Below are 13,442 nucleotides of genomic sequence, written 5' to 3'. Positions count from 1 at the left end.
TCCCCTCCTATCCTCTAGGATTTTAGGCCTTTGCGGGGCATTTTACAAACGCCGGCCGGGCAGACTTTATCCTTAATGTGTGCTTCATATTCATCGCGGAAATAACGCAGGGTGCTGAGGATGGGGTTCGGAGCAGTTTGACCCAGGCCGCAAAGGGCAGAAGCCTTAATGGAGTTGGCCAGTTCAATTAACAGTTCCAAATCGCCTTCCTTGCCTAACCCCTTTGTGATTCGTTCAAGAATTTCCAGCATACGCTTGGTGCCAATGCGGCAGGGGGTGCATTTACCGCAGGATTCGTCCTGGGTAAAGCCCAGGTAGAATTTTGCCAGGTCAACCATACAGGTTCCTTCGTCAACGATAATCATACCGCCGGAACCAACAATGGAACCAAGGGCAGCCAGGTTTTCATAATCAATCGGTGTGTCAAGATAAGCGGCCGGGATGCAACCGCCGGAGGGACCACCGGTTTGGGCAGCCTTAAAGGCTTTACCGCCCGGTACACCGCCGCCAATATCTTCTACCATTTCCCGCAGGGTAATGCCCATAGGCACTTCCACCAAGCCGGTATTGGTAATTTTGCCGGCCAGCGTGAAGACTTTGGTACCTTTGCTCTTTTCGGTACCCATAGAGGCATACCAGTCGCCACCGTTAATAATTATTGGGCAAATGTTAGCCCAGGTTTCCACGTTATTAATAACGGTGGGTTTGCCAAATAAGCCGGAAACGGCGGGGAAGGGCGGACGTGGCCGGGGCTCACCGCGACGACCTTCAATGGAGGCCAGCAGGGCGGTTTCTTCGCCGCAAACAAAGGCGCCGGCACCAACCCGGATTTCAATATCAAAACTGAAATCACTGCCCAAGATATTGTTGCCTAACAGGCCCACTTCTCTGGCCCGGTTAAGGGCTTTGGTGAAGTGATCAATAGCCCTGGGGTATTCCAAACGAATGTAGGCATAACCCTTATTGGCGCCCACCGCAAATCCACCAATGGTCATTGCTTCAATAACAGAATAGGGGTCATCTTCCAGTACAGAGCGATCCATAAAGGCACCCGGGTCGCCCTCGTCGCCGTTGCACACGATGTATTTCTGGTCTGACTTTTGATCTAATACGAATTGCCACTTAACGCCGGTGGGGAAGCCGGCGCCGCCGCGACCGCGCAGGCCGGATTTTTTAATTTCATCTACGACCTGCTGGGGTGTCATTTGCTGCAGAACCTTTGCCAAAGCAACATAGCCGTCCATGGCAATGTATTCTTCAAGGGAAGTTTGGTTAATCAGGCCGCAGTTGCGCAAGGCATTGCGTTTTTGCTTTTTAAAGAATGTCATGTCTGATTTGCGGGGTTGTACGGTTCCGTCAGGAGCGTGGTAGCAAAGCCGCTCCACATATTTACCTTGTTTGAGGTGGGAAGTAACGATTTCTTCAGCATCTTCGGGTTGCACGCGGCAGTAATAATATCCTTCCGGGAAAACCGTGATAACCGGTCCCATTTCGCAGGTACCCATGCAACCGGTTACAACCAATTTGACAGTATCTTGTAAGCCGTGACTGTCTATCGCTTTCCGGAGAGCTTCCAGGGTATTTTGGCAACCGATTGATATACATCCGGTACCGCCGCATACCAGCACATGATATTTATAATTGTCAGAGGGTTCTTGACCCAGACGTAATTTAACAGCTTCCTTAGCAGTTGCTCTTAATAATTCGAGTTCAGTAAAATTCATATATTTCACCTCCCTGGAGGTATTATTCATATTTGGCCAGAATTTCAGCTACTTTTTCCGCTGTCATTCGCGGGTAAACTTCTCCGTTAACGGTCATTACCGGCGCAATGCCGCAAGCTCCCAAGCATCTTACCAGATCCAGGCTGAAGCGGCGGTCTTCGGTGGTGTTGCCGGCCTTAATGCCCATTTCTTTTTCCAGCATGGCTTGTACTTCGGGAGCACCTTTCACATAGCAAGCGGTTCCCAGGCAAAGGTTGACGGTATGTCTGCCCCTGGGGCGGAGGCTGAAAGCTGCATAAAAGGTAGCTACACCGTAGACATCACTGAGGGGAACGCCCAATTCCTCGGCTGTTCTAACCAAAAGATCTTTGGGCAGGTAACCTTGGGATTCCTGGATGGCGGCCATTACGACAATAAGGCCGTTGGGATTGCCCTTATATTGCGCAAACAGGGCATCCAGCTTATTATCCTGTTCACATTGGCATTTGCACTCTGCACCCATGCAATGGTTCCTCCTTTCGTCGGAAGCACTTTTTTTGCTGCCTGTTTGTACACTGTGTCTTGGCAGATAAAGGGCTTGTACTGCTTGGTTGTAAAAAGAAAGGCAGCTTTATAGTTGTCTTGCTAGCCCACCAAAACCCTTAACCATTTGATAATTATGAAGAATCAAAAAATAATGCTGATACCACCACCTTCCAAAAAATAACTGTCATGACTTTACTATAACTGATTGAAATACTAAATAAAAGAGGTTAAGGGGAAAAATAAAATTTTCACATTGAATATATTATGATTAAACCCTGGCGTTAAGACCATGTGATTTTGTCGGTTAACAGTTATGGTAAATTAATCAGTTAATAAAAATTAACCAGTTGACCGTAACAATCATAGGCAGGATTTATCTCCGGGGGAGTGTCGGCAACCAAATAGATAAGTTGATCATAAGCGTCGATGCATGGCTCAAATTTTGGTAAATTTAGGCTTTCTTCCTTGGTGATGGAGTATTTGGCAATACTTGTGATAATCATTTGCCCGTTGACCAGTTGTTGCGTACCCAACCGTCACACCTCCATTCCCTGTATAGTATTTTAACGGTTTTCATTGTTGAAAAATGTCTGAAAAATGACATAATTGAAAAATAAAATAGATAAATTAAACTAATTTAAACATTATAAATATTCTTACAATTAACTACAATAATTCTAACCTAGAACGTTCGCGAGCGTCAAGTAGTTTTAAGGGTATTTTAAAGGGTTTTTTCGACATGAAATATTACGGCGAAAAAATTATATATTATTATAAATCAGACTGTAGATAAAGGAAATTCAAGTGGTTTGATGATCCCCTGCCAGCGACTTGTCGAACCACCGGTTATTGCACTTGATGAAAGAAGGAGCCGCTGGGGTGGCGCCCACAGGATGCGGGCAACAATAAAAGGTGGTGGAAATTGAAAATTCCACCACCCCGCGCTGAATAAAGCCGTAAAAATAAAGTTATTTTGTGAATCTCCGACGGCAGCTTGCCAAATCAGCGTAACAGCATTTAATGAAAAGCATTGGCATTTCCACAGGTTTTCCATTTGGGCGCCTGCCGTACCGGCCGGGAGGCCCCGGTGAGATTAGAAATACTCCGCCATTACCTGTTTGCCCTTTTGTTTTAACATATCCGCCAGTTCTCTGACAAACCGGCTTTTCACAATTGGTTTGGCCGGCAAGCTCAGACTACGCTGCGATTTATTAACGGCCATGCCAATAAGAAAAGATACTGAATCAGCTTCCAGCAAAGCCACCGCCAGCCGGTGCGCATCATACTGTTTTTCGGGAAGATTCGGCCGGGAATTGCTGGCCAGGATGTCCAGCACCTCGCTTAATATTAAGGTGCCGTCCGTTACCATAGCCAGTCCGGGCACATCGGACAGCTTTTGACCTGCAGGCAAGTAGCGGGCCACCATGTTGGCGGTACTGGCCCCACAGATGAATTTTTCGCCTGGCTCCGCTAAAAACAGGGCCACCATTCTGGCGTCGTCTTCAGGGTACTTAGCCGGTCCGATTATTAAACAAAGATGTTTTTTCGACATAATGACATCACCAAACATATTTTAACATAAAAAAAAGGTGCTAACTACTGTCAGCACCCAGAGTATCAAAACTTATGAACAGCTACTGCAGTTGCAGCCGCAGTTGGCTTTGATGAAAGCCAGTACATTATCCGGTTCGACGTTTTGTATTTGGCCGTTTATTTTAACGGATACGCCGTTGCCGCAGTGTTCAAGGCAGAAAACGCCTTTCAATTTAACCGGAAAGGGCAGCAGTTTTTCCACTACAGCCAGAGAGCCTTTCTTTAAGCAACCTTCGCCCAGGCAAACGGTAATCTCCGGGCCTGTCCCGTCTTTAATGAGGATTTCGTTGCCGACTATACGTTTTTTAGGCTGGTAATGGGTGTGCAAATCATGATGGGTTTCATGGTTGCAGCAACCACCCCAATATTTTTGGAAAATATTTTCCAGGTCTTCATTGTCCTGAGCCTTATGCAATTCCAGCTGGGCATCAATATTATAAATTTCCTTGGCGCGAGCCAGGCGGTGTTCCTGATCGTTAACGAAGGGCTGTCCGCCGCCGCCGACGCAGCCTCCCGGACAAGCCATAACTTCAACGGCATGTACCTCAATTTGTCCGCTCTGAATTTTCTTGATCAATTCTTCTGCGGCAGCTAAACCGTTAACTACGGCCAGCGTTAATTTGTGTTCACCGACATTGATGCCGGCTATCTTAGTGTTTTCCATGCCTCTGGTAAATTCAACGTCAACCCGCCCTTCGGCATTCAGCATTTTGCCTGCAACATATCTTACTACAGATTCCATCACGCCGCCGGTTGTACCAAACAAAACACCGGAGCCGGTAGCCTGTTGCATGGGTTGGTCAAACTCCGAATCCGCCAGGGAACTGAAAATGATGCCGGCTTCTCTGAACATGCGGGCTGCTTCGACGGTTGTTAAAACAGCGTCCACGTCATAAGCGCCTTCAGTCATAAATTCCGGCCGTTTGGCTTCGTATTTCTTAGCGGTACAGGGCATGATGGATACCACAAACATGTCTTGTGGTGCAATGCCTAGTTCTTTGGCATATTTTTTCTTTAATAGCGAGCCAAACATTTGCTGCGGCGAGCGGCAGGAAGATAAATTATTTAACAGTTCCGGATGGAATTGTTCGGCATATTTGACCCAGCCGGGGCAGCATGAGGTAAAAAGCGGCAACTTTTCACCTTTCACCAGCCGGCTGAGAAATTCGTTGGCTTCTTCAATGGTGGTCATATCAGCGGTAAAGACGGTGTCAAAAACTTTGTCAAAACCGATTTTGCGTAAAGCTGCTACAATTTTTTTGGTTACATCAACAGAGCCAAGGCCAAACTCCTCGCCCAGGGCAGCCCGGGGCGCCGGGGCAATCTGGCAAATGACGGTTTTCTTGGGGTTCCGGATTGCTGCCCATACTTCGTCAATGGCAGTAGAATTTGAAGTTAAAGCGCCACAGGGACAAACAGCTATACACTGGCCGCAGTTAATGCAAGCGGACTCAGCCAAGGGTTGGTCCATGGCAGCCACTATTTCAGTGCGGGAACCGCGGTTTTTAAAGTCCCAAACACCGATGCCCTGGATTTCTTTGCACACCCTGACGCAAAGGCCGCACAAAATACATTTGTTGGGATCCCGAACCACCGACAGGCTGGAGGTGTCCAGCGGTGCCGGTGCAGTGCGGCCGGGATAGCGCAGGCGCTTAATGCCGTAATCACTGGCATACTTTTGCAGCTTGCAGGCACCGCTGGATTCGCAGGTGGTGCACTCGCGGTCGTGATTGGCCAACAGCAGTTCCAAAACCATTTTGCGCACTCTGTTAACACGCTCGGAATTAGTGTAGACGACCATTCCGTCCACCGGAGCGGTAGAACAGGAAGCCTGAATACCCATGCGCTCAATTTCCACTACGCACAGGCGGCAGGCGCCGGCAATGGTTAATTCCGGATGATAGCACAGGGTAGGTATTTCGATACCGGCCTTGCGTGCTACGGATAAAATGTTCTTCTCATCGGTAAAGTCTATTACTTGTCCGTTAATGGTTATTTTACCACTCATCACGTCACACCCTTTCACTAACTAAATATTCCAATAGTTATCTGATAATAATGGAACCAAATTTGCATTTTTCCATGCAGGCACCGCACTTCAGGCAAAGATCCACATTAATGACATGGGGCTGCTTCTTATCTCCGGTAATGGCACCGGCCGGACAAACCCTGGCACATACTGTGCAGCCTTTGCATTTAGCAGGATCAATATAGTATTCTTTTAAAGCCTGGCAAGCGCCGGCCGGACACTTCTTATCCCGTACATGGGCAACATACTCATGGCGGAAGTAACGGAGAGTGGTAAGAACCGGGTTCGGGGCGGTTTTGCCCAGGCCGCAGAGGGAACCGTCTTTAACATTTTGCGCTAATTCTTCCAGCAGCGCCAGATCCTCCTCGGTACCCTTACCCTCGGTAATCTTGGTCAACAAAGCTAACATTTGTTTGGTACCCTCACGGCAGGGAACACATTTACCGCAGGATTCGTTTTGGACAAAACCCATAAAGAATTTGGCAGTTTCAACCATACAGGTATCCTCGCCCATGACAACCAGACCGCCGGAGCCAATCATAGCGCCTACCTTCATGAGCTCATCATAATCCAAAGGAAGATCCAGTTTATCTTCAGTTAAGCAACCGCCGGAGGGTCCGCCGATTTGTACAGATTTATATTTTTTGCCTTCCCGTAAACCGCCGCCGATATCAAACACAATTTCCCGCAGGGTCATACCCATGGGGACTTCCACTAAACCTGTGTTCTGAATTTGACCGGCCAGGGCAAAGGTTTTTGTGCCGGCGCTGTTTGGTGTACCGAAACTTCTGAACCAGTTGGCGCCGTTATTAATAATGGCGGGCAGGTTAGCCAGTGTTTCAACGTTATTAATAATAGTGGGGCAACCCCATAAACCTTTGACAGCCGGGAAGGGGGGGCGGGGCCGAGGCATGCCGCGTTCGCCTTCAATAGAAGCAATTAACGCTGTTTCCTCACCGCAAACAAAAGCACCGGCACCTTCTTTAATGTGAATTTTAAAACTAAAATCAGAGCCTAAAACCCGGTTGCCCAGCAATCCCAGGGCTTCCGCATCAGCGATGGCCTTGCGCATGCGCTTAATGGCCAGCGGGTATTCTGCCCGGGCATAAATATAACCTTCGTCTGCCCCAATGGCGAAACCGGCAATCATCATACCTTCCAGTACTGAGTGCGGGTTGCCTTCCATTACGGAACGATCCATGAATGCACCCGGGTCGCCTTCATCACCGTTGCAGATAACGTATTTTTTAGGGCCCGGTTGCGAGGCGGCAAAGGACCATTTGCGACCGGTAGGAAAGCCGCCGCCGCCGCGACCGCGCAGTCCGGAATCAGTCACTTCTTTTATGACATCTTCGGGTTTCATGCCCTCAAGTATTTTGGCAATAGCCTGGTACCCGTCATGGGCAATGTAGTCATTAATATCGTCCGGGTTAATACGTCCGCACTCTTTTAATGTAACTCTTACCTGACGTTTATAAAAAGGAATTTCATCCTGTGTTTTAACTTTTTCCCCGCTGTTGGGATCCTGATAAAGCAAACGTTCAACCACGCTGTTGTTGATAATAGTAGTTTCAACGATTTCGGCACAATCCTCCGGCTGAACCTTGCAGTAAAGCAAACCGGAGGGTTCAAAACGCACCAGCGGACCCAACTGGCAGAAACCATGACAGCCGCTGATGTTGACGCCGATACCTTCATGACTGACATCCTTAACCAGGTCAACTTCTGCCAGTAAGCCATGTTCAGCCACCAAGTTTTTTAAGCGCTCATATACTTTTAACGAACCGTTGGCCACACAGCCGGTACCGGCACAGACCAAAATGCGCATGGTTTGTTCGGCCAGTGCAGCCTTCGCTTTTTGTTGCAGCTTATATAAATCTTCACGTGATTTAAGCATTGATGGCCCCCCTTAGTTTTCACTGTTAGACTTAGCTAATTTTCTGACAATCTCCACTATGCCATCCGGTGTCATTTGCCCGTGAACTTCTTCATCAGCAACCACAACCGGGGCCAATCCGCAGGCACCCAAACAGGAAACGGTTTCCACGGTAAACATCAGGTCGCTGGTAGTGGGGTTGTCAGGCGTAAGGGACAACTCTTTACGCAGTGCCATCATGATGGGTTCGGAGCCGCGCACATGACAGGCGGTACCGTCGCAAACCCGGATAACGTATTTGCCTTTAGGTATGAGAGAAAACTGGGCATAAAAAGTTGCCACCCCCAGAACAGTGGCAGGGGAAATTCCCATAGCCGTGGCTATGTACGTCAGTGCTTCTTTTGGCAGATAACCGTATTCTGCCTGAGTTTCTTGCAGAATGGCAATTAAGTGAGAAACCTTGCCTTCATGGGCATCAATTATTTGCTGTAACTTTAAAAATTTTATCTCTCTGTTTTCCATCATAAAACCCCCTTTGGTGTAGAAAGCCCCTAATAACCTCATAACAGACCGTAGTTTGTGACAATTGTCAGCCATCACCCCTTTTCTAAAAAAGCAAAACTATACAAGAAAAATAAAAAGGAAAGTGTTAATTTTCATTAAATAATTTAACTATTTGGAGTGAAAACTTAACTTTCCCTAAATAGCCAAAATTGAACATCTTGTTTTTATTTTTAGACAATTAACTAGACAAATTAATTATATAATAATTAGTCAAATCTTACTATTCTAAACCTGCCAATCAGCCTTCAAATACTCCCAAAATGCATTAAAATATATAATAATTACAAATTTTTGCCTAAATTTTAATTAAATGTGAAAGATTCTGAATATATTATAAGCATGCAAATATTTCCTTGTCAATTAAAGAATATCAAATGCAAAACAAAAACGTCTAATAAATTGCACAAATTAACAATATAGTATAACTAAATTTACTATTAAAAATTTAATTAAAAATCAGACAATAGTGATAATTTATTAGTTGAAACAAAGGCTTTTTGTGAAGTTTTTCATCAAGCTGTTTTAGTTTGCGCCTGGTGCTGCAGTTGTGATATTATGAATTTATTAATGGCCTGGGGAGGCTTGTCAATAATTATGAAGGAGTTAGCTGACAAACTAACACAGTGGATTAAGCAGGAAGTGTTAAAGGCGGGTGCCCGGGGAGCGGTAATTGGTTTAAGCGGTGGCATTGATTCTGCCTGTGTAGCTGCGCTTTGCAAAAAAGCTTTTCCGGATCACGTATTAGGTGTAATTATGCCGTGTTACAGCAATCCGCAAGATGCTGAGGATGCCAAATTGGTGGCAGAAACATTGGCGGTGCCCTATCAGGAGATAAACCTTAATGAACCTTTTGATTGGTTTGTGCGGCGTTTTACCGGTCAAGACTATGACTTATACAGTTGCGATCTGGCAATTGCCAATATAAAACCGCGCCTAAGAATGATTACCCTGTATTATCTGGCCGCCAGACATAATTATCTGGTGGTAGGTACCAGCAACCGGGCTGAACTGGTAGTAGGCCATTATACTAAATATGGTGATGGTGGCGTAGATTTGTTGCCAATTGCCAACTTAGTTAAATTTCAGGTGAAGGAACTGGCTAAAGAATTAGGCATTCCTCAGCGAATAATTGATAAGGCGCCTTCAGCCGGTTTGTGGTTTGGACACTGCGATGAGCAAGAAATGGGTATTACTTATCAAGATCTTGATCATTATATTCTTACCGGCGAAGCTTCCGAAACGGTCAAGAAAACCATTCAAACTTTAGAAAGAAAACGAGCTCATAAAAGATTTATGCCACCCATGCCGCCGGAGTTCTAACTATACATAAAAAATTAACAGAAATGTGATAAAAGCTGGGTTCATCCGGTAAGGTCCGGAATGAACCGGGCTTTTTTCAAGAGTGAGGTGTTTTTATGTCAGGTCATTCCAAATGGTCCACGATCAAGCGCAAAAAAGCCAAAATTGATGCTCAACGAGGTAAAATTTTTACTAAAATATCTAAAGAAATTATTATTGCAGCGAGAAACGGCGGTCCTGATCCGGCCGGCAACATGCGGTTGAAAGCTGCCATTGAAAAGGCTAAAGCGGCTAATATTCCTAATGAAAATATACAGCGAGCCATTCAAAAGGGTGCCGGCGGCGGCGAGGGTACCCAGTTCGAAGAATTTACTTACGAAGGATACGGACCGGGCGGTGCCGCTATTTTACTTTATGTTGCCACTGATAACCGTAATCGCACCGCCGGGGAAGTGCGACATATTTTATCAAAGCACGGTGGCAATCTTGGTGAGTCAGGCTGTGTCAGCTGGTTGTTTAAAGAAAAAGGAATCATTATTATTGACCGCCAGGAGACCGGCATCAGTGAAGATGATATTATGCTGCTTGCGGTGGAGGCCGGTGCAGAGGATGTCAAGGTGGAAGAAGACAGCTTTGAAGTGATTTCCGCACCGGAAGATTTTGCAAACGTTAAGACTGCCTTTATTGAACAGGGAATTCCCGTGGCGGATGCGGAAATTGCCATGGTGCCCCAAACCACAGTTAAGCTGCAAGGGGAAGAGGCCGAGAAGATGGTTAGAATGATTGACTTGCTGGAAGATAACGACGATGTGCAAGCGGTGTACACTAATTTTGAACTGGCTGATTAAGTTTTGAAACCGGGTGCTGCCCGGTTTTTATTTCTTCAGGTATAATCCCAGTTAAATTGGCAATACTAGCCATTTGAAGGAGTGGTTAGTATGTTGCTGAGATTTGTCTGGATTGCGGCAGGCGGTGTGATGGGCGCAGTGTTGTTGGGAATTTTGATTATGGGCGGCCGTGTACAGCAAGCAGACAGCGGTGCTGTTCTGTCTGTGCTGCAAGTTTTTGCCCAGCAGGTTCAGGCCACTCTGCCGGCGGATTTTGTTATTAAGGAAGAAAAAATATATTTGTGTGGTGACAGTGAAGAAACGGCCAGAAAAACGGCGGCTTCTTTGGGAATTAAGACGGCTCGGGAATTACAGGATGCTTATAACGGTTCTGAATATACAACAGAAATATTTAAGGACCAAGCGCTGGTTAAACAAAAAGTTAACGACTTTTGCAGTTATCACCGTTCTTTCCGGCATTTAGGTATTCATAACAATTATTTGGCGGTATACCAGGGTCCCTTGGGCTATCAGCACAAATTGCTCAAAGTAGAACGGTCTTTTCCTATGTCAAGTCTCTCGGCAGCCTTTCAGGTAAAGCTACAGCAGGCTATGGAATATCACCGGATGACACCGGAAACACAGGCTAAACTCCGCTATGAGCTGGAATTTGCCAATGAAGAAGCACTCAATGCCATTTTAGAAAACCTGGATGAAATGCAGGACTAACGACCCTTGATTCAAGAGTTATTTATTTTTAATTTATTTCCTACAGAACAGAAGTTTGTAGTATAATATTGGCAGCTAATATTATTAGGAGGCCAAAATGATTATTTTAGGCATTGACCCAGGCACTGCCATAACCGGTTTTGGTTTGGTGGAATACTTGGGAAACAGCTATCGGCCCATTGCTTACAGCTGCCTCAGAACAAGCCCGGATCTTTCGCCGGAGATAAGATTGCAAAGGCTTTACCAGGGCCTGCAGGAAATTATTAACAGCTACCGACCTGAGTTTATGGCGGTGGAGCAGTTATTTTTTAATAAAAACACCCGCACTGCTTTGGCAGTGGGGCATGCCCGGGGCATTGCCCTGTTGGCCGGAGCTAATGCAGGTATTCCGGTAGCTGAGTACACACCCTTGCAAGTAAAACAAGCAGTTACCGGCTATGGCAAGGCGGCAAAACAACAGGTTCAGTTTATGGTCAAGACACTGCTGTCCTTAAAGGAGATTCCACAACCGGATGACGTGGCTGATGCTTTGGCGGTTGCCATTTGCCATGCTCACTGGAGTACCAAGCCGGGAGGACTAAAAATAAAAAATGATTGACTTCATTTGCGGCAAACTGGCTGCCGGCGGCTCGGGCTGGGCCGTGCTGGAGGTGCAGGGGATTGGCTTTTATTTGCATGTGCCGGCCGCTACCAGGCTGCCGGCTTTAGGACAGGAAATAAAGCTGTATGCCCATATGGCTGTCAGGGAAGACGGTATACAGCTGTACGGTTTTGCTGATCAAGAGCAGCGCGATTGTTTCCTGGCGTTGTTGAATGTGGCCGGGGTTGGTCCTAAGGTAGCTCTGGCAGTGGTATCCCACCTGCCGCCGGGACAATTGCAGGCAGTTATTGCCGGCGGGGATGTTCATCAACTGGTCAAGGTGCCGGGGGTTGGTAAAAAGACTGCCCAGCGCATTTTACTGGAACTGAAAGACAAGTTGGCCGTACCTGTTGTATCCGCCGGTACGGTTGTCCCGCAAGACACCGCAGGCTCTGACCTTACAGCGGAAGATGCGGTGATTGCTTTGGTTTCACTGGGTTACGCCCAGACAGAAGCCAGGGAGGCTGTTGGCAGAGTGCAGACCAAGGCTGCAACCAAAGACGTATCCACCCTGATCAAAGAGGCATTAAAAGTATTGGCGCCCATTAAATAACCAGGGAGGAAAACATGATTGATAGATTGCTATCTGCGTCAGTACAATTAGAAGACAGTGAATTGGAAACAAGTTTGCGCCCGAAAAAATTAAGCGAATACATTGGGCAGGCTAAAGTAAAAGAAACCATTGACATCTTTGTACAAGCAGCTAAACAAAGGGGGGAACCCTTGGATCATGTGCTGCTGTTTGGCCCGCCAGGTCTGGGCAAAACCACTTTGAGCAACATTATTGCTAATGAAATGGGGGTTAATATTCGTATTACTTCCGGCCCGGCCATTGAGAGGCAGGGGGATTTAGCTGCCATTCTTACTAACCTTGCCCCCGGTGATGTGCTTTTTATTGACGAAATACACCGCTTAAGCCGGTCGGTGGAGGAAATCTTATATCCGGCCATGGAAGATTTTGCCTTGGATATTGTGTTGGGGAAGGGCCCCGGCGCTCGTTCCATTCGCTTGGAATTACCAAAGTTTACTCTTATCGGTGCCACTACACGGGCGGGCATGCTGGCTTCCCCGCTGAGGGATCGCTTTGGCATTATCAGCCGCCTGGAGTTTTACAGTACGGAAGATTTGGCCATGATCATTACCCGGGCAGCCGGAATCCTTCGGGTCGCCATTGAAAGATCAGGCGCTGAGGAAATTGCCCGGCGTTCCCGGGGTACCCCCCGGATAGCCAACCGCCTGTTGAAACGGGTGCGTGATTATGCTCAGGTAAGGGCAGCGGGGGAAATTACAGCAGCGGTGGCGGCAGAGGCATTGGAATTCTTTGAGGTTGACTCACTTGGTCTGGATCATACCGACCGGCAACTGCTGCGTACCATTATTGAAAAGTTTAATGGCGGACCGGTAGGGCTTGACACCCTGGCGGCCTCCATCAGTGAAGAAGCAGATACTGTAGAAGATGTACTGGAACCCTTTTTAATGCAGTTGGGTTTCCTTGCCCGGACACCCCGGGGCAGAATTGTCACTCCTTTAACCTACCGGCACTTAGGAATCCCTTGTCAAAACACGGGTTCTCACCAGGTTGAACAAAAAACGCTGTTTTAAAGGCGGGTATTATGAACAGCGGTAATAAATGTTA

General features: G+C 46.9%; 14 protein-coding genes. 6 read left to right on the top strand and 8 right to left on the bottom strand.

Annotation, left to right across the window (positions count from 1 at the left end; genetic code table 11):
- Positions 1–14: 14 nt before the first annotated feature.
- From nuoF to DESHY_RS01970, 8 genes are all read right to left on the bottom strand, one after another.
- A complete protein-coding gene (gene nuoF, locus DESHY_RS02000) occupies positions 15–1,724 on the bottom strand; it encodes an NADH-quinone oxidoreductase subunit NuoF (RefSeq protein ID WP_008410063.1) in 1,710 nt (569 codons plus the stop codon).
- A 22-nt stretch (positions 1,725–1,746) separates the two neighbouring features.
- The gene (gene nuoE, locus DESHY_RS01995) at positions 1,747–2,226 is read right to left on the bottom strand and encodes an NADH-quinone oxidoreductase subunit NuoE (RefSeq protein ID WP_008410062.1); all 480 of its coding nucleotides are present in this window, start codon (positions 2,224–2,226) and stop codon (positions 1,747–1,749) included.
- 352 nt (positions 2,227–2,578) lie between these two features.
- On the bottom strand, positions 2,579–2,782 hold the full coding sequence (locus DESHY_RS01990) for a hypothetical protein (protein WP_008410061.1): 204 nt from the start codon (positions 2,780–2,782) through the stop codon (positions 2,579–2,581).
- Positions 2,783–3,027: 245 nt separating this feature from the next.
- On the bottom strand, positions 3,028–3,303 hold the full coding sequence (locus DESHY_RS13840) for a hypothetical protein (protein ID WP_143147771.1): 276 nt from the start codon (positions 3,301–3,303) through the stop codon (positions 3,028–3,030).
- 39 nt (positions 3,304–3,342) lie between these two features.
- Positions 3,343–3,801, bottom strand: coding sequence for a hypothetical protein (locus tag DESHY_RS01985; protein WP_048817801.1), 459 nt, complete (start codon positions 3,799–3,801; stop codon positions 3,343–3,345).
- A 72-nt stretch (positions 3,802–3,873) separates the two neighbouring features.
- Positions 3,874–5,850 carry a [FeFe] hydrogenase, group A gene (locus DESHY_RS01980; protein WP_008410059.1) on the bottom strand — a complete coding sequence of 659 codons (1,977 nt, stop codon included), beginning with the start codon at positions 5,848–5,850 and terminating at the stop codon, positions 3,874–3,876.
- A gap of 37 nt (positions 5,851–5,887) precedes the next feature.
- A complete protein-coding gene (locus tag DESHY_RS01975) occupies positions 5,888–7,768 on the bottom strand; it encodes an NADH-quinone oxidoreductase subunit NuoF (protein WP_008410058.1) in 1,881 nt (626 codons plus the stop codon).
- A gap of 12 nt (positions 7,769–7,780) precedes the next feature.
- Entirely contained in the window at positions 7,781–8,269 is a 489-nt protein-coding gene (locus DESHY_RS01970) for an NADH-quinone oxidoreductase subunit NuoE family protein (protein ID WP_008410056.1), read from the bottom strand.
- Positions 8,270–8,905: 636 nt separating this feature from the next.
- Here DESHY_RS01970 and nadE point away from each other — a divergent pair.
- The 6 genes from nadE (at position 8,906) to ruvB (ending at position 13,408) form a co-directional block, all read left to right on the top strand.
- Positions 8,906–9,631 (top strand): NAD(+) synthase, encoded by a 726-nt coding sequence (nadE, locus tag DESHY_RS01965; protein WP_174269692.1) that lies wholly within the window; start codon positions 8,906–8,908, stop codon positions 9,629–9,631.
- A 95-nt stretch (positions 9,632–9,726) separates the two neighbouring features.
- On the top strand, positions 9,727–10,458 hold the full coding sequence (locus DESHY_RS01960) for a YebC/PmpR family DNA-binding transcriptional regulator (protein WP_008410053.1): 732 nt from the start codon (positions 9,727–9,729) through the stop codon (positions 10,456–10,458).
- Between the two features lie 90 nt (positions 10,459–10,548).
- The gene (locus DESHY_RS01955) at positions 10,549–11,166 is read left to right on the top strand and encodes a hypothetical protein (RefSeq protein WP_008410052.1); all 618 of its coding nucleotides are present in this window, start codon (positions 10,549–10,551) and stop codon (positions 11,164–11,166) included.
- Positions 11,167–11,263: 97 nt separating this feature from the next.
- Positions 11,264–11,764 carry a crossover junction endodeoxyribonuclease RuvC gene (ruvC, locus tag DESHY_RS01950; protein ID WP_008410050.1) on the top strand — a complete coding sequence of 167 codons (501 nt, stop codon included), beginning with the start codon at positions 11,264–11,266 and terminating at the stop codon, positions 11,762–11,764.
- On the top strand, positions 11,757–12,359 hold the full coding sequence (ruvA, locus tag DESHY_RS01945) for a Holliday junction branch migration protein RuvA (protein WP_008410049.1): 603 nt from the start codon (positions 11,757–11,759) through the stop codon (positions 12,357–12,359). The genes ruvC and ruvA overlap by 8 nt, the downstream gene beginning before the upstream one ends.
- Positions 12,360–12,373: 14 nt before the next feature.
- Entirely contained in the window at positions 12,374–13,408 is a 1,035-nt protein-coding gene (gene ruvB / locus DESHY_RS01940) for a Holliday junction branch migration DNA helicase RuvB (RefSeq protein ID WP_008410046.1), read from the top strand.
- Positions 13,409–13,442 lie beyond the last annotated feature (34 nt).

It is taken from the genome of Desulforamulus hydrothermalis Lam5 = DSM 18033 (assembly GCF_000315365.1).
In the GTDB taxonomy this organism is placed as follows: Bacteria; Bacillota; Desulfotomaculia; order Desulfotomaculales; family Desulfotomaculaceae; genus Desulfotomaculum; species Desulfotomaculum hydrothermale.
This window is presented reverse-complemented; position numbering and strand designations above follow the sequence as displayed.